The following is a 16,187-nucleotide window of genomic DNA, read 5'->3' as shown; positions in this document are numbered from 1 at the left end:
GCTGACTCTAAAGTAACAATAACTCAAACTGATGGTAAAGATATAACTTTAATAGGTAAAGATACTCTAACTCTAGATCAAGACTCTAACAATAACGAAACAGTAGCTGATATCTCAGCTTTACAACAAGCCATCTTAAAAGGAACAGATCTTAATGCTCTAGAAGAAACTGCTGCAGGTGGTCCACAAGCAGGTGGTAATGGTGGAGATGGCGTAAGCTTATCTTCTACTAGCTTTGCAGAAGGAGGCCACATTAGTAACATAAATGCTAATGTAGGAAGCATAGATGCTTTATCTCTAGCAGCAGGTGGAGATAATAGCTTTGGTGTAAGTGGAGGAAGTGCTGTTGGGGCTGGAGCTGAAGCAACAGGACCTGCTTTACCAGCAGGAAGTATAAAAATTCCATTGTCGGCGTATACAGGAGAAGATATATCATCAGGATTATTAACTTCATTCCACTCTTCTATACCTCATGGATATCATTTATATAGACATACTGATGGTAGAGATTATCTAACTCCTGATGATCCTACTACTCCTAGCGCATTTGATTATAAAGAAGGCTGGTATGTAAGTAAAGACGGCAACCTTGCTATCGGTCAAGATAATGCTAAAGACCTAGCGGTAACTAGTACAAATAAATCTTCAGACTATCCAGATGATAACTCTGTAGCTAAGATAGTAGACCCTGATTCAAATTTAAAAGTATTTGGTTCAGATACTCCTAACAACATAACAGTAGACAATACAAAGATAACATCTGTACATAGTGGAGTTGGAAACGATAATGTTGATGCTAAGAATGGGGCTGAATTAGTAGAAATTTTTGGTGGTTCTGGAAATGATGATATAACCGTAAATAATTCTACGGTAAGTGGACGAGCTGCTAAAGATTATAAAGGTAATGATATCAAAGAGGCTATCATAGGGGGCGAGGGCAATGATACGATCTCTGTACAAAACAAATCTAACGTAAAAGGTAATATTTCTGGAGATCAAGGTAGCAATACTATCACTGTAGAGAGTGGCTCTAAAGTAGCCGGATGGGTTTATGGTGCAAATGCTAAAACCGCCAACATGTATAATGAAACTGGAAAAAACACCATAACCGTCACCGGAGAAAATACCGACGTATCTCGCGTCGGCGACGTAAGCTCGGGTGACTCTACGATAACGATCAGTAATAAAGCCAAAGTAAAATCGGTGCACGGCGATAGAGGCGTAGACACTATTACCGTAGATAATGCCACCGTGGCAGAAAAAATCGAAGGCGGACACGGCGACGATAAAATTTACGTTAGAAACGGCGCTAGAGTAGAAGGCTACGTTACTGGAGATCTAGATAACGATACTATAAATATCAACGGTAATGCCAAAGTCCAAGGTGGCTTCATTGGTGCAGGTGCTGGAGCTGATGATAAAGTAAACATAAGTGGCAATGCCGAAGTAAGCAGTGCGTTTTTAAAACTAGGTGCTTCTTCGTATAACAGCGGTAAAACAACTGATAAAACTACCCTAAATGTGACTGGAGACGCTGTGATAGATGGCGTAACTATCTTGTCTGGTGACTCTTTGGGTAAGCAAGTTATGAATTTTCACCAAAATGGTGAAGCGAAAGTTAGACAAATTGCTGGCAGCAATAATAAAGATGTTATAGACATTGCCGGAAATTTTACCGTGACTGGAACAATAGATGGCAATGGTGGAGATGATGAGATAAATATACATAACGGAGCCACAGCAAAATTTACAGCAAATATGGGTGAAGGTGTTGATACACTAACAGTAAGTAATGCTACACTTAAAGATTCTATTGTTGATATGGGTAGTGGTATCGACAAAATAAATATAAATTCTGGAGCAAAATTAGAAAAGTCTTCTATAAACGCTGGTGCCGGAGAAGATATTATAAAGATCGAAGGTAAGAGTGCTACCGATGAAGATCGTATAGTATTTGATAGCTCTTCTTTAAATACTGGAGCGGATAACGATGTAGTAGAGGTTACTAATACCAAGTTTATGAATAGTAATAATAGAGGTTTATCTGAGTTAATAACAGGCGACGGCGACGACACAATCACTATAAAAGAGGGAACTATATTCCAAGACTTCTCTTATATAGCTGCTGGAAATGGTGTAGATACTATAACTCTAGAAAGTGGAGCTAAATTTAATCAAGCTAATGTATATGCAGATGCTGGCGACGATATAATAAATGTTAACGGAGCAGAATTTAAAGACGGCGGCATACACGGTGGAGTAGGAGGTGATCAAATTTTCGTTAACTCTGGAAAATTTGATAACGCTAGTATAGAGGGCGATGCCGGTGATGACACGATCCATATCAAAGCTGGAGCTAGATTTGAAAATTCTTCTATATATGGTGATAGCGTAATGAGTGAAACCGGTAATGATACTATCATAGTAGACAAAGGCGCAACGCTGATTAATACGACTATCGACGGCGGAGCCGGATATGATACATTAAAAGTTGCTGACAATAGCATAGATTTTAGTCATGTAAGAAATATCGAAAGACTAGATATGACTAATGGAGAAAACACAAACTTAACTCTTACAGCTAGCAATGTTCAAGATATACTACGTGATAGTAATGAGAGTACACTAAGAATAGATGGTGACAAAGGTGATAGGCTAAAACTTACTGATGGTGGTTGGGACAATGGTCATCCAAGCTCAAACGAAGGCTATACTCTTTATAGCAATGGTACAACTATAATCGAAGTTAAAAACGATGTACACGTTGATCTTTAAAAATTAAACCAAAACGCTTTAATCCCAAAGGAAATTCCTTTGGGGTATTCTTTCTTGTCATTAAATTTTTATAATTGTTTATATTTTTAACTAGCATCAAATCCACAAATTTTTAGTCATTTAAGTAGTAGTTAGCATGTATCAAATCAGTAAGTCTGAATAATGAACAAAGGCTGAAAATGGATTAAAATTTGGCGGTAAATGTAGATAAATTTACCGCCATAAGGATAAATTATTTTCCAGTTGGGTCTAAGCCATTTAAGATGTAATTTACTTCATCGTTGCTTAGCTCGTAGTGTAAAAATTCTTTATAAAATTTCTTTGTCTCAGCTGCTATATCTATATCTTTAAAAATTTCAGGATGTAATATCTTAGCCGCCCATAAAATTTGCAAAGCCCCCTCGGCGCTGTATCTATCCCAGCTAAAAACGCCGGTAGGATTTACGTAAACTCTTTTATTTTTTACAGCGTTAGTGTCTGCGTAGATAGGGTTTTCATATATTTTTTTCAAAATTTCTGGAGCTTTGGCTCTGCCTACGATGATGACGTCTGGATCTGCGTTAGGTATCTCTTCGGCATTGATTTCAAGCATATTTCCTGCTTTTTGAACCGCGTTTTGGCCGCCTGCGACTCTTATCCACTCGTCTATGATCGTATTTGCGCCGTCAACTTTAAATAAATTCTTGCCGTCTGCTATGTGAAGTACTTTGGGTCTATCTGGCGCAGCGATCTTATCCGTTTTGCTTAGCGCTTTTTTAAGATTACCGTCAAAATACTCGTTAAATTTCTCCGCGATCTTCGGCGCGTCGCCTCCTATGACTTCAGCCATTATAGATACGCTTTTTTTCATATCCGCATGATTCGTAAACGACGGATAAAGCACGGTAAAACCGTTTTTGGTTAGCTCTTCTTTGTTCTTTTTATCGGCGGCTATAACGACGTCTGGGCTTAGTTTAACTAGCTCTTCTACCTGTAAGTCTTTGCCGTTTACGCCGTTTGGGATGCTTGAAATCCTAGGATAAACGTGCGCAAACCATTTGTTGTTTTTGATTAGATCGGTGGTCGCTACTATCTTGTCTACGCCGCCTAGCATTAATATGATTTGATTGTTCGCATACTAAAGCGTAGCGATTTTTTCTACTTTTGTGGGAACTTTTACGACGTCGCCAGTGATGTCTTTGACATCTCTAAACTCGGCTGCATTAAGCAAAAGGCCTGCAAGCAGCACCATTAAAGCCATGAAAAATTTTTTCATTTTTTCTCCTTATGTTAAATATATATTTTTATATATAGGTGCTAATACTATATGTTATCGCCTTAATAAACAATATCCTTACAATATAAATTTCTAATTTAGAGCTTTAAAATTTATGAGCGAATGTAGATTTTTATCTATTATTGATAGATTAAATTTATAGCAAGGACTCCCCTTCTTGCACTTGGCAAAAAGGGGAGAAAAGAGAGATTATTTCTCAAAAGCTTTTTGCAAGCTAAATGGAAACGCCTGATAGCCCATAGCATTTGTCATCTTTATCTCGATGCTAGGCTCTTTTGCGCCCCACTCAAACTCATCGATGTGCGGGCTAGGAAGTCCTACTGGGCGACCTTTTGCGATGTCAAACTGCATGCCAGCAACAGCTGAATAGACCATTACGCTATCAAGGTCATCTTGATACTGCGTAAGGCTAGTAACCGAGCTATACCACTCTTTACCGCGCTCTTTGCCGTACTCCCAGATCTGCTCAACGGTCTTTTTGTTCTCATCGATCTTATAAACGACCGCACGAGAGTACTTCATGCCAGCGATGGCTGGTTGCTCCATGCCCCTTGTGTCGCCGTTGTCAAAGACACTTAGATAAATTTCGCCTTTTTTAGACTTGCTATCTATCCTAAATGCCGTGTGCTGCGTCCATTGCCAGTCAAAGCCACCTTTGTCGCTCTCGTATCCTGGGCATTTTGAGTACTCATCTTCGCAGACGATCTTGTTGCCTTTGCTATCAACTGGTTGAAGTAGTTTATCTTTAAATTTATCGCTCCAGCCCTTGTGAGCGCCCATGATCCATTTTACTTGTTTGTCACGGCCGATCTTGATAACTGCGTCTTGGTGGCGGCTTGAGATGATGATACTATCATCGCTTGGGTCGTAATCCACGCTATTTACGTGTGCCCAGTTGCGTCCAGGACCAGCACCAACTATGTCACCCCATTTATCATGCGTATCCATAGACTGAAGCTCATCAGAGCTTGCTGTGTGACCTGCTTTTTTAGCGTCTATGTTTAGGCAAACTGCACCTTGATCGAGCGTTTTTAGCACGATGTCGCGATAAGGATCAAGAATTTCATAAAGCCTAAAGTCATCAACTACGTTGCCGTCGCGGTCAAGCTCAACGATCACGTCGCGCACTGTTCTTACGTTTTTGCCGTCAGCCCTTTTGTAGTCAGCATTTGCCACGCGCAAGAAGTAGTGTCCATTTTGTGCTACGTCCATCGAGTGAGAGAAGTCGTTGTAGCTAGCTGGTAGTTCGCGGTTAAAAATTTCTCTACCCATGATGTCGTATTTTGCGTATCTTTGGCCATATCCCCAAGTCATAGCGCCGTCGTCATTTTGCTTAAAGCCCATCATTACGCCAGCGTGAAATGGCTGCTTTAGATCGTAAATTTTGCTTGGCTCAAGGTACCATCTAACCTCGCCTTTTGTATCAAGGATGAAGTTATTTGGGCTGTAGTTCCACTCGATCGCACCGCCAGCTGGGTTGTTCCAAACGACTTTTGTGCCCTTGCCTGTTTTATTTACGAAGTTATTTACGTAGTAGAGGCGGTTTGCAAATTTAGCACTCGCAGGCTTAGTAACCTCGATCTTGTCAAATAGTGCACCCTTTTGATTTGGCGTGCCTGAGCTTTCTAGGTAGATGGCTGGAGCGTAAATTTTATAGCTCTCTTTTATATGCTCAGTCTTACCTTTGTAGCTCTTGTCGTACTCGACCTCAACGGTATTTTGATAGTCAGGATACATGCCAAAAACTGGGATGCCGCCATGTGTGCGAAGATGCTTATCAGCCACTTTGTAGCTTATCACCTGACCGCCTTGCTTTGGCACGATGGTTACTTTTGCATTGCTTAGTGTATAGCCGCCATTTTTGATGACTGCTGTAAGTGGGGCAGTATCGTATGGATTTACCACTACTTCGCCTATTTGTCCAGTTATAGCGTAGTCTAGTTTAGCCCCGCTTGGACCGCCTATCGCAAAAGCGCTCGAGCAAAGCACCGAAGCTAGTGCAACACAACTCAAAGTCTTTTTCATAACATCTCCTTTGGATAAATTTTATAAACTCTACTCATAAAGCTTATAAAATTTAGAAAAAGCCTTGGAATGCCCAAGGCTTAAAATAGGTAAAAGGAGTAATAAAAAATATTGCGTCCTTCGTAATTGTAATAAAACCTTATAACATAAAAATCACGATAAACTTTATAATGGCTTAAAATCTAAATTTATATTAAAAATTTTGCCTTTTTGGACCTTAAGCTAGCATTTACGCTTTAGTACTTATAATCAGCCCCAAACAATGGAGCAGAACTTATGACACTAACTTACAATGCAAAGAAGATTTATGAAAATTGGTTTGATTCAAAAAGTGAGCTTGAAGAGAGTAATGCTAGCTTTTTAGAGGATTATTTAAATTTTTTAGGTGATATTAGTGAAGTGATAAATATTGATGAAAAAACAAGGCTTTCGGTTATCATCGCCTCTCTTTGCGTGAGTAAAGGCGCAAAAAGCTCATTTAAAAGCTTCGTTAGGGCCGCTTTAAACGTAGGCATATCAGCAAAAGAGATAAGAGAAATTTTATATCAAGCAGTGCCTTATGCTGGGCTTGGCAAGGTAGAAGATTATATATTTTTAGCCGATGAAATTTTCAATGAGCGCTATATAGAGCCTGAAAATATGCCTAAAAAATCAAGAGAAGGCAGAGGCGAACGAGGCCTTGAGATACAAAGAAAACTTTTCCCAGCGGTTGATAAATTTATCGCATCAATGCCAAATGATCAAAAACATATAATGGAGTTTTTATCGCAAAACTGCTTTGGCGATTTTTATGCAAGAGATGGGCTTAGTTTAGAGCTTAGAGAACTTTTGACATTTGTCTATATCACGACTCTTGGCTTTGCAAAACCACAGCTTTTAGGGCACATTGCTGCAAATTTTGGCATCGGCAACGATAGAGCTAAGCTAATAAGCGTTGTTACGACACTTATACCATTTATAGGCTATCCGAGTGCTTTAAATGCATTATCAGCAATAAATGAGATAAGCTCTAGTAAAAATTAAATTTTTAATCAATACAATGTCTTATAAATTTCAGCCAAAATTTATTCTAGCGTTAAATTTGCGGTTGAGCTTGGTTGTAGAATAACTCAAAATAAATCATCTAAAGGAGATTATCATGAGTTTTTTATCTAAATTTAGTAAGGCTATCTTTGCCGTTGCGGTAGCTGGTGCGATCAGTGCTAGTGCATTTAGTGAGGGTGAGGACTACGTCAAGCTTGAAAAGCCCCTAAGTGTGGGACAAAATACGCTAGTTAAAATTTTTAGCTACGCTTGCCCATTTTGTTACAAGTACGACAAGAGCGTCACTCCAAAGGTAGTTGAGAAAATCTCTGGACTAAAATACGAGCCATTTCACCTAAAGACAAAGGGCGATTATGGTGAGGTTGCGAGCAAGGTTTTTGCCGTGCTTATCGTTATGGACGAGGCAAAAGGTGTCGGCTTATTTGATGAAAATTCGCTATTTAAAAAGGCTAAATTTGCCTACTACAAGGCTTATCACGACAAAAAAGAGCGCTGGAGCGATGGCAAAGACGCTGATGGCTTTTTAAAGACCGGACTTGAGGCAGCTGGTGTTAGTAAGGCTGATTATGAAAAAGAGCTAGCTAATCCAAAAGTGACTGAGCTACTTAAAAAGTGGGATGAGAGCTATGACGTGGCTAAAATTCAAGGTGTGCCAGCATTTGTCGTAAATGGCAAATACCTCATCATGACAAAATCAATCAGCTCGCTTGATGGCATGGCGGCACTCATCGAAGAGCTTCTTAAAAAATAAGGCATCACATGAGCTTTTTTAAAAAAATGGCTAAATTTCAAGACTCACGCATCTCTTGGGCGATCTTAGTCTTTGTGAGCGTTGCACTTGTCGTTATCGCGCACTCGCTCTTTCAAAACTACGCCTATATGCCACCTTGCGAGCAGTGCGTCTATATACGTTTTGCATTTTTATGTATGGCACTTGGCGGCGTGATCGCTATGATAAATCCTAAAAATTTACTATTTGCTCTAATTGGCTATGTCTTTGCTTTTTGGGGAGCGGTGCAGGGCATAATGTATAGCGTAAAGCTAGCTAAAATCCACGATGCGGTGCATGGCGATGATCCTTTTGGTGTGCAGGGCTGCTCTACTGAGCCACATTATCCATTTGGTTTGCCACTTGAGAAGTGGGCGCCTGACTGGTTTATGCCAACGGGAGACTGCGGATATGACAGCCCTATGGTGCCTGACGGAGCGGTGCTAAGCGATTTGCAAAAGAGCATAGTTGATCTTTATGCGGACGGCTGGTATCTTGTGCCGTCGTCTAAATTTATGTCGATGGCTGATTGTACGCTACTTGGATTTGGCATTTGTTTTATAGTGCTTGCGCTTATGCTCGTTTCAAAGCTTTTATCCTTTTTAAAATGAATTTAGTTAGCCCAAATTTGGGCTAACTTAGGATATACTGCACGCATGGGTATTAATTTAAAATCACAAAATATTAAAATCTACGCCATCATCTTGCTTGCTAGCCTTTTTGTAATACTTCTTGGGCTAAATATTTATAGCAATGCAAAAGAGAAAATCATAGAGCTATCTGATAAAAATAACATAGCAGTTAGCAAAAATATCGTAAATAACTTTCAAATTTGGCTTGATGAGCGTATAAATTCACTCATTCGTGCGTCAAAATTTATACAAAATGCAGACATCGTAGATGACGATGAAAAGATAGCTGGCTTTATAAAGCTCTTTAAGCAAAACGCGAAAGAATTTGATCTAATGCAGCTTTTAAGGGATGATGGAGAAATTTTTGTAGATGGAGAGAAAATTTTAGAAGAAGTTATGCCAAAGAGCGAAAGAGCAGGGCTTATCTGGTATGTCGAAACAAAAAATACAAATACCCCAAGCGTAAATTTCATGCAAAAACATAAAATTTTAAAAGGCTCAACTCTAAATTTATGCGTTCCAGTCACAAAACAAGCGAAATTTAAAGCAGCACTTTGTGGCGTCGTGCGTATAGAAAATATCTTTAATAGCATTAAAAATTTTAGTCTTGCGCCAAATTCTTACTCATTTTTGGTGACTCATAGCGGTGAAATTTTAACATCGATACCTGATCTTGCTTTAAAAAAAGAGATCGAGGAGAAATTTAAAGAGTTGTTTTTAAAAGATGAAGACATTACAAGCTTAAAAATAGGACAAAATTTAATCCAAGTAGCTGAGATACCAACGATAAATTGGTTCATAGGAGCTGGCACAAATAATGAAGAGGAAATTTCAGCTTTAACAAAAGAAGCTTTAAAGAATGCTCTAAGCTTGCTCTTTGCCTTCGTTGCGCTCACATTTTTAGCAAATATTCTTCATAATTTTATGTATAACAAGATAAAAAAGATACAAGATGAGTATGAAACATTGCTAACTCATAGAGCCAAAATGAGTGAGGCCGGCGAGCTAATAAGTGGTATCAATCATCAATTCATTCAGCCTGTAAATTCGCTAAAACTAATGCTAAGCTCGTGTATAATGTTAAAAAAAGAAGGTAAATTAAGCGACGAGGAGCTAATAAATTTACTTGAAAAAGGACAAAGCTCGGTCAAACTTCTTTCAAGTACTATTGAAATTTTTAGAAATTTTTACAAAAGCGCTGAAAATGTGAGCGAATTTGAGATACAAACAAGCATTAAAAATCTAATAACTCTCATGCATACAGAGCTAAGCCGTGCAAATGTTAGTGTAAAATTTAGCGGCTTTAATGAACAAAAAGTTCGTCAGATAGAAAATATAATCCAACAAATTTTGCTAATCCTAATACACAACGCAAAAGACTCACTTGTCGAAAGCTACAAAGATGAGCCACTAAAGCGTATCATCGAGATAAAATTTAGAAGCTTTGAAGATAAGTGCTACATCGGAGTTTATGACAATGGAAATGGCGTAAGCGAGCAAATGAGTGAGAAAATTTTTACTTGGCTAAATACCACCAAAAAGCAAGGAAATGGCATAGGACTTTATTTTGCTAAAAAGCTAGCGCAAGAAAAGCTAAATGGCGACGTAAGACTCGTAAATAACGCAAAGCCAACGGTGTTTGAGCTAAGTTTTGATATAAATTTAAAGGACTAAAATGCAAGAAGTCTTAGAAATTTTAAAAAAGACGTCCGTCTTGGTAGTTGAAGATGACGATATGGCAAGAGAGCTTATTATTAGCGGGCTTAAACCTTATTGCGAACAGGTAATTGGTGCTTGCAATGGACAAGATGGCGTAGAGAAATTTAAAAAGCAAGGCTTTGATATTGTGATGAGCGATATTCACATGCCAGTACTTAATGGCTTTGAGATGATGAATGAGATGAAGCGTACAAAACCGCACCAAAAATTTATCGTCTTTACCTCTTATGATAGCGATGAAAATTTGATAAAAAGTATGGAGGAAGGGGCGATGCTTTTTTTAAAAAAGCCTATTGATATGAAGGATCTTAGAGCAATGCTTATTAGTTTAAGTTTTGAACGAGATGAAAAGCTAGTCTATTTAAGCGATGAGGTGAGTATAAATTTAAAAAGAGAGAAAATTTATAAAAACGGCATTGAAATTTATCTTAGCTTTTTGCAAAATAAGATATTTTGGCTCTTTGCTTATAACCTAAATAAGCTAGTTACTTATGAGATGATAGAAGAATTTGTCTATGAAAGCGATGTTAGCAAGGCGGCTATCCAAAATGTGATACTTCGCCTAAAACGCGAGCTTGGCGTGAAATTTAAAAACATCAGCGAGAGTGGATATATTTTAATCACAAAATCTGAATGATTTGGAATTATCGCCACCTTGTACCATAGTACAATATACAAAAGTAATTAAATATACTAAAATACGGACAAATAAAAATAAGGAATAAAGATGGCAGCAGTAGCTGGTATAGTTAAAAGTGTTTCATCTGATGTTGTAGCGATAGACCAAAATGATCATGTAAGAGTTTTAGACGTAAATGATAAAGTATATATCGGAGAGGCTATAAAGGGCGAGAGTGAAAGCTCAAGCATTACAATCACTGCGAATGATGGACAAGATATATCAATAAACGGATACGATACTCTTTGGCTAGATAGTAGCGTAGTAAGTGATGATATTGGTGAGTCTAGCATAGATACTGACGCATTGTTTAAAGCACTTCTTGGCAATGATTATGTATCGATTTTAGATCATATAAATGAAAAAGTAGATGATATTCTTAGCGCAACCAATTTAGAGCAAGAAGAGCCAAATGATGAGGCTAGCGTAAATATTAGTTTTAATGAAATAGATCCAAATTTAGTAAATGAGCATGGATTAAGAGAAGATGATCTTTTAGCTAAAATGAATGAACATAAAGAGAGTGATAAGCAGGTAGATACTAGCTTTGAGCATACAAATCTTAACGCAACTACGATATATATAGATATCGATAACGACTTAAATAAACTTTCATAAATTTGAGCTTTTTGCTCAAATTTCTTCTGTTTTCAAAAAACTCAAATTTATATAATATCCTCTATAATAAGCCAAAAATTTTAAAGGAAAACGATGAAAAAAATTCTAATCATCGCAGGCTCTTGTAATAGTGGCACAGCTGGGCTTCAAGCAGATATAAAAACATGTGCTAGGCTTAATTGTTATAGTACAACAGCGGTAACTTCTTTGGTCGCTGAGACTACGGATGCTGTAAAGAGTGTAGTTTGCTTAGAACCTAGTTTTGTCAAAGATCAGCTAAATACGCTTGCAGAAGAATTTAGCTTTGATGCGATTAAGATAGGCATGTTATTTAGTGAAGAGATTATGGAAGTAGTGCGTGAGTTTTTACTAACTCAAAATACCAAAGTAGTGCTTGATCCAGTTTGCGTCTCAAAAAGCGGACACAAGCTTATAAAAGATAGTGCGGTGGCAAAGCTAAAAGAGCTAATGAGCTTAGCTACGGTAACTACTCCAAATTTAGATGAGGCAAATGTGCTTTTTGGTGATGAATATAAAGATTTGCCTTGTGATGTTATCGTAAAGAAACATATCAGCGAAGATAGTAGTATAGACACACTTTATAAAAAAGATGGTTCGCTAAGAAATTTTAAAACCCCACTTGTTAATCCGCTTGTAATGAGTGGGACTGGTTGTAGCTTTTCAACTGCACTTGCTTGCTTTTTAGCAAAGGGCAAGAGCTTAGAGGAGTCTATACAACTTTCAAAAGAGTATATTTGCTCTATCATAAAAGAGAGCATAGATACAAAACTTGGTAAAAATCGCCTACTTTGGCATGGAGCTAAGTAAAAATTTATCCCTCTGATCTTTGCACGGCAGCTGAGTGAGTGATGATGTCGTGCAGATTTAGTTTATCTTTTCTAAAGAAACAAAGGCAAAGTCCAAGTATGCTAAAGCCAGCAAAGGCAAAGCAAATTTGGCGCAAGATGGTGTGAAAAAAGCTTAGTTTTCTACCGGTTTTTAGGTTTATTAGATAAATTTCTTGTGCTTTGTAGCCCGGAGTTTGTGCTTTTATGCTAAAAAAAAGGCACATTATAAGTGAGATCAGGCTATTTGCACCAAAAATGGCAATTTGATTATGCAAAAATGCCTCTTTGCCATCAAGCACAATATATGTTGTCGCATAAAATATCGGCATACCGATGATAAAAAGATCGATGATAAAGGCCTTTACTCTAGCCCAAATAGGTGCGATTTTTGCCTTTTGCTTTGCCAACTCAATTTCCTGTATTTATGTAGATATGGCTAAATTTCTCCCAGTCATATAGATAGACTAGGTTGTCACTCTCGCCGCTATCATGCGTGACGCAAAGCATAGTTGAGCCACGTGAGACATTGCACCAGTGATTATAGAGATCAAGTTTTTTGATATCAATTTCTAGCACGCCAATACAGCCTATATATTCATAAATGTTAAGATCAAAAAAGCTCTTATTTTTGGTCTTTAGCAAGTATTTTTTGCTATTTTCTTGCATTAAATTAGCTCTACGCCTTTGCCATTTACTACTTCACCGATCACGTAGCCATCGCTATTAGCTAGGACAGCATCTACGTTTTCTTTTGGCACAACCAATATCATGCCAACGCCCATGTTAAAGGTTCTCATCATCTCGCTTTCTTCTACTTTTTGAGCGATGATTTTAAAAATTTCAGGCGTTTTTATAGCGCTTTTTTGCACCTTTGCACCAAGCTCAGCAGGAAAGACGCGAGGTAAGTTTTCAACTATGCCACCACCGGTGATGTGAGCCATTGCCGTAATCTTATCTTTTAATCTTAAAAAGTCGCTAACGTAAATTCTAGTTGGCTCAAGAAGCACGTCGATGAGCTTTTTATCGCCTACTTTTTCATCAAATTTTAGTCCAAGCTCGCTTACCACTTTTCTTGCAAGAGAGAAGCCATTTGAGTGTAGACCACTGCTTGGAAGTGCGACTAAAACGTCACCAGATTTTACAAATTTGCTCCTGTCGATCTCATCAGCCTCAGCGATACCAACGGCAAATCCAGCAAGATCGAAGTCGCCTTTTTCATACATCGATGGCATCTCGGCTGTCTCACCGCCGATAAGCGCACATTGTGCCTTTTTGCAGCCATTTGCGATGCTTTTTACTACCTCTTTGGCACTCTCTATCTCAAGCTTTGCAGTCGCGTAGTAGTCGAGGAAAAAGAGTGGTGTGGCGAAGTTGCAGATGAGATCATTTACGCACATTGCGACTAGATCCTCACCCACGCCGTCAAATTTCTTAGCGTCGATAGCTAGGCGAAGCTTCGTGCCAACGCCATCAGTCGCACCTAAAATGGCAGGATTTTTATATCCGCTTGGTAGTCTGACCGCTCCTGAAAATGACCCAATGCCACCTATAACGTTTGGTGTCTGTGTAGATTTTACGAAAGGCTTTATCGCCTCAACAAAGCTATTTCCAGCATCTATATCCACTCCAGCATCTTTATAGCTTATCATCTTTGCCCTTTTTTGTAATTTTTTAAAACTTTAGCCAAAAGTTGCTAAAATTGTCATCAATTTTCAAAAATGGAGCGAGTTTGCAGAAATTTCCAAACGCTTATGTCATCACAGGCTCGATCGCTAGCGGTAAAAGCACGGCTATAAATTTACTAAAAGAACGAGGCTTTAGCGTGATTGATGCGGACGTGATCGCTCATGAACAGCTTGAAATTTGTAAATGTGAGATAGTGGAATTTTTTGGCGAGCAAATTTTAGACGAAGCTGGTAAGATCGATCGTCAAAAACTTGGTGCCATTGTTTTTAATGATCCAAAAAAATTAAAAATTTTAGAGCAAATTTTGCATCCAAAGATAAAGGAAGAAATTTTATCTCGCGCTACGAAACTTGAGTGCTTGGAGCAGGTTTATTTTGTCGATATCCCTTTGTTTTTTGAAAAAGAGGATCGCTACGCTGAGTTTAAAAATGTTGCCGTGATTTACGCACCAAAAGAGCTTTTGCTAAGCCGCCTAATGAACCGAAATGGGCTAAGCTTAAATGAAGCAAAAGCTAGAGTAGAGCTTCAGATGGATATCGAGCAAAAGCGAAAAAAGGCAAATTTTATAATAGATAATAGTGGCGATAAAGAAAATTTAGAGCAAGAACTAGAGAAATTTCTAAGGCAAATTTATGGCTGAGTTTATATAAATTTAGCAAAAGAGTAGAGCAATTTTAAAGGAAAAATAATGCAAGTGTCAAAGTACAACGCTAGTGGCAATGATTTTGTCATATTTCATACATTTTTGAGCAAAGATAGAAGTGAGCTAGCAAGGCAAATTTGTAGCCGAACAAACGGCGTGGGAGCTGATGGGCTCATCGTACTTTTGCCTTACGAAAAGGGCGTGAAATGGGAGTTTTACAACAGCGACGGAAGCTATGCTGCTATGTGTGGCAACGGCTCACGCGCGGCTGCTAGATATGCCTATCTAAATGGCCTCGTAAGATCGAGCGAATTTGCCTTGCTAACTGGTAGCGGCGAGGTGATGGCAAATGTGAAAGGTGAGTGCGTCGAGGTTGTGCTAACAAGTCCAAAAATTTTAAGCGAGCCACTAAATGAAAACGGCAAAACTTGGTATTTTTACGATACTGGCGTGCCTCATCTTGTAAATTTCACGCAAAATTTAGATGAATTTGACGTCAAAGAGTGCAGGGCGCTTCGTCAAAAGTACAACGCAAATGTAAATTTAGCCAAATTTGAGGGCGAAGTTTTAAAGGTTAGAACCTACGAAAGGGGTGTAGAGGACGAGACGCTAGCTTGTGGCACTGGCATGGCGGCTTGCTTTTACGGCGCTACTTTAAATTTAAACGCAGCGCAATGCCTAAAAGTCTATCCAAAAAGTAGCGAGGAGCTTGGCCTTAGACTAGAAAGCGGCAAAATTTTATTTAGTGGAGCGGTGAAACACTGCTTTGATACGAGTATTGAAATTTAGTTTTTAGAGCAAGTTTTATACTTACACTTGGTTAGTTTGGCTAGTAATGGTAAGCAAATTTTTCAAATTTATATTATTAAATTTGCACCTAGCTGATGAAGTAAAATTTTTATAGTGGCTTTAATTTGAAATTTGAATACAAAATAACTAAGTTAAAAACTCGAAAAATAAATTTTAATAAAAATTTGAATAGAAATTTAAAAAAAAGAAGATCTCCGCCGAAGCGGAGAAAAGGTGTTATTTCAAAGCATCTTTTGCTTGTTTTGCAAGTGCCGCAAATGTCTTCGCGTCATTCATAGCTAGATCAGCTAAAATTTTTCTATCAAGTTCGATCTTAGCTTTGTTTAAGCCGTTGATAAATCTTGAATAGCTAATATCGTTTAGTCTGCAAGCTGCGTTGATACGAACGATCCATAAACGTCTGAAATCACGTTTTTTCTGGCGTCTGTCGCGGTATGCGTAAACTAAACTTCTCTCTAGTTGCTCTTTAGCTTTTCTAAAATGTTTGTGTCTAGCACTGAAAAAGCCACGTGCTAACTTTAAAACTTTCTTATGGCGTCTTCTTCTAACTACGCCTGTTTTTACTCTTGCCATATTTATCCTTTTACAAATTGGCGCTCACAAAGTGAGTCTTGCCCCTAAATTTGGGGGAGTTTGAATGACTTTTTTGTCAAAAACTTAAAT

General features: G+C 38.3%; 17 protein-coding genes. 10 read left to right on the top strand and 7 right to left on the bottom strand.

Annotated features, from left to right (window positions below):
- The coding region (locus TH67_RS10265) for a hypothetical protein (protein ID WP_072594084.1) at positions 1-2,775 on the top strand (2,775 nt) is incomplete at its 5' end.
- Positions 2,776-3,007: 232 nt separating this feature from the next.
- Here TH67_RS10265 and TH67_RS01780 read toward each other — a convergent pair.
- From TH67_RS01780 to TH67_RS01775, 3 genes are all read right to left on the bottom strand, one after another.
- On the bottom strand, positions 3,008-3,874 hold the full coding sequence (locus tag TH67_RS01780; protein WP_374057341.1) for an ABC transporter substrate-binding protein: 867 nt from the start codon (positions 3,872-3,874) through the stop codon (positions 3,008-3,010).
- Between the two features lie 18 nt (positions 3,875-3,892).
- The gene (locus tag TH67_RS10760) at positions 3,893-4,030 is read right to left on the bottom strand and encodes a hypothetical protein (protein ID WP_307781426.1); all 138 of its coding nucleotides are present in this window, start codon (positions 4,028-4,030) and stop codon (positions 3,893-3,895) included.
- A gap of 210 nt (positions 4,031-4,240) precedes the next feature.
- The gene (locus TH67_RS01775) at positions 4,241-6,076 is read right to left on the bottom strand and encodes an aryl-sulfate sulfotransferase (protein ID WP_072594083.1); all 1,836 of its coding nucleotides are present in this window, start codon (positions 6,074-6,076) and stop codon (positions 4,241-4,243) included.
- A gap of 276 nt (positions 6,077-6,352) precedes the next feature.
- Here TH67_RS01775 and TH67_RS01770 point away from each other — a divergent pair, with 276 nt between their 5' ends.
- The 7 genes from TH67_RS01770 to TH67_RS01740 all read left to right on the top strand — a co-directional run bounded on the left by TH67_RS01770 (position 6,353) and on the right by TH67_RS01740 (position 12,365).
- Positions 6,353-7,099, top strand: coding sequence for a carboxymuconolactone decarboxylase family protein (locus TH67_RS01770; protein WP_072594082.1), 747 nt, complete (start codon positions 6,353-6,355; stop codon positions 7,097-7,099).
- A gap of 115 nt (positions 7,100-7,214) precedes the next feature.
- Positions 7,215-7,871, top strand: coding sequence for a thiol:disulfide interchange protein DsbA/DsbL (locus tag TH67_RS01765; RefSeq protein WP_072594081.1), 657 nt, complete (start codon positions 7,215-7,217; stop codon positions 7,869-7,871).
- Positions 7,872-7,879: 8 nt separating this feature from the next.
- A complete protein-coding gene (dsbI, locus tag TH67_RS01760) occupies positions 7,880-8,500 on the top strand; it encodes a protein-disulfide oxidoreductase DsbI (RefSeq protein WP_072594080.1) in 621 nt (206 codons plus the stop codon).
- A gap of 45 nt (positions 8,501-8,545) precedes the next feature.
- The gene (locus TH67_RS01755) at positions 8,546-10,195 is read left to right on the top strand and encodes a sensor histidine kinase (protein WP_072594079.1); all 1,650 of its coding nucleotides are present in this window, start codon (positions 8,546-8,548) and stop codon (positions 10,193-10,195) included.
- Between the two features lies 1 nt (position 10,196).
- Entirely contained in the window at positions 10,197-10,877 is a 681-nt protein-coding gene (locus TH67_RS01750) for a response regulator transcription factor (RefSeq protein WP_021090255.1), read from the top strand.
- 90 nt (positions 10,878-10,967) lie between these two features.
- Positions 10,968-11,537, top strand: a complete 570-nt coding sequence (locus TH67_RS01745; protein WP_072594078.1) for a hypothetical protein — start codon at positions 10,968-10,970, stop codon at positions 11,535-11,537.
- Between the two features lie 93 nt (positions 11,538-11,630).
- On the top strand, positions 11,631-12,365 hold the full coding sequence (locus tag TH67_RS01740) for a hydroxymethylpyrimidine/phosphomethylpyrimidine kinase (RefSeq protein ID WP_072594077.1): 735 nt from the start codon (positions 11,631-11,633) through the stop codon (positions 12,363-12,365).
- Positions 12,366-12,369: 4 nt separating this feature from the next.
- On the opposite strand, the gene TH67_RS01735 is transcribed toward TH67_RS01740, so the two are convergent.
- From TH67_RS01735 to purM, 3 genes are read right to left on the bottom strand one after another with little or no spacing between them, the layout of a single operon-like run.
- Positions 12,370-12,792: an RDD family protein gene (locus TH67_RS01735; RefSeq protein WP_072594076.1), complete on the bottom strand. Its 423-nt coding sequence runs from the start codon at positions 12,790-12,792 to the stop codon at positions 12,370-12,372.
- 1 nt (position 12,793) lies between these two features.
- The gene (locus TH67_RS01730; RefSeq protein WP_072594075.1) at positions 12,794-13,051 is read right to left on the bottom strand and encodes a hypothetical protein; all 258 of its coding nucleotides are present in this window, start codon (positions 13,049-13,051) and stop codon (positions 12,794-12,796) included.
- Positions 13,051-14,034 carry a phosphoribosylformylglycinamidine cyclo-ligase gene (purM, locus tag TH67_RS01725; protein ID WP_072594074.1) on the bottom strand — a complete coding sequence of 328 codons (984 nt, stop codon included), beginning with the start codon at positions 14,032-14,034 and terminating at the stop codon, positions 13,051-13,053. Before purM ends, TH67_RS01730 begins: the two co-directional genes overlap by 1 nt.
- Positions 14,035-14,114: 80 nt before the next feature.
- Between purM and coaE the strand changes: the two genes are divergently transcribed.
- The gene (coaE, locus tag TH67_RS01720; RefSeq protein ID WP_072594073.1) at positions 14,115-14,711 is read left to right on the top strand and encodes a dephospho-CoA kinase; all 597 of its coding nucleotides are present in this window, start codon (positions 14,115-14,117) and stop codon (positions 14,709-14,711) included.
- Between the two features lie 48 nt (positions 14,712-14,759).
- Positions 14,760-15,503, top strand: coding sequence for a diaminopimelate epimerase (gene dapF / locus TH67_RS01715; protein WP_072594072.1), 744 nt, complete (start codon positions 14,760-14,762; stop codon positions 15,501-15,503).
- A gap of 237 nt (positions 15,504-15,740) precedes the next feature.
- Here the strand turns inward: dapF and rplT are convergent, their stop codons facing one another.
- Entirely contained in the window at positions 15,741-16,097 is a 357-nt protein-coding gene (gene rplT / locus TH67_RS01710) for a 50S ribosomal protein L20 (RefSeq protein ID WP_054195942.1), read from the bottom strand.
- Positions 16,098-16,187 lie beyond the last annotated feature (90 nt).

Origin of the sequence: Campylobacter concisus (assembly GCF_001891085.1) — a bacterium.
Taxonomy (GTDB): domain Bacteria; phylum Campylobacterota; class Campylobacteria; order Campylobacterales; family Campylobacteraceae; genus Campylobacter_A; species Campylobacter_A concisus_O.
The sequence above is the reverse complement of the archived record's forward strand: the minus strand, read 5'-3'. Positions and strand labels throughout refer to the sequence as shown.

What these genes read in the sequence shown, in the direction of transcription:
- TH67_RS01775 (WP_072594083.1), bottom strand. Translation starts at nt 6,076, where the DNA reads ATGAAAAAGACTTTGAGTTGTGTTGCACTAGCTTCGGTGCTTTGCTCG.
- dsbI (WP_072594080.1), top strand. Translation starts at nt 7,880, where the DNA reads ATGAGCTTTTTTAAAAAAATGGCTAAATTTCAAGACTCACGCATCTCT.
- TH67_RS10760 (WP_307781426.1), bottom strand. Translation starts at nt 4,030, where the DNA reads ATGAAAAAATTTTTCATGGCTTTAATGGTGCTGCTTGCAGGCCTTTTG.
- TH67_RS01770 (WP_072594082.1), top strand. Translation starts at nt 6,353, where the DNA reads ATGACACTAACTTACAATGCAAAGAAGATTTATGAAAATTGGTTTGAT.
- dapF (WP_072594072.1), top strand. Translation starts at nt 14,760, where the DNA reads ATGCAAGTGTCAAAGTACAACGCTAGTGGCAATGATTTTGTCATATTT.
- purM (WP_072594074.1), bottom strand. Translation starts at nt 14,034, where the DNA reads ATGATAAGCTATAAAGATGCTGGAGTGGATATAGATGCTGGAAATAGC.
- TH67_RS01755 (WP_072594079.1), top strand. Translation starts at nt 8,546, where the DNA reads ATGGGTATTAATTTAAAATCACAAAATATTAAAATCTACGCCATCATC.
- TH67_RS01765 (WP_072594081.1), top strand. Translation starts at nt 7,215, where the DNA reads ATGAGTTTTTTATCTAAATTTAGTAAGGCTATCTTTGCCGTTGCGGTA.
- TH67_RS01745 (WP_072594078.1), top strand. Translation starts at nt 10,968, where the DNA reads ATGGCAGCAGTAGCTGGTATAGTTAAAAGTGTTTCATCTGATGTTGTA.
- rplT (WP_054195942.1), bottom strand. Translation starts at nt 16,097, where the DNA reads ATGGCAAGAGTAAAAACAGGCGTAGTTAGAAGAAGACGCCATAAGAAA.
- TH67_RS01730 (WP_072594075.1), bottom strand. Translation starts at nt 13,051, where the DNA reads ATGCAAGAAAATAGCAAAAAATACTTGCTAAAGACCAAAAATAAGAGC.
- TH67_RS01750 (WP_021090255.1), top strand. Translation starts at nt 10,197, where the DNA reads ATGCAAGAAGTCTTAGAAATTTTAAAAAAGACGTCCGTCTTGGTAGTT.
- TH67_RS01740 (WP_072594077.1), top strand. Translation starts at nt 11,631, where the DNA reads ATGAAAAAAATTCTAATCATCGCAGGCTCTTGTAATAGTGGCACAGCT.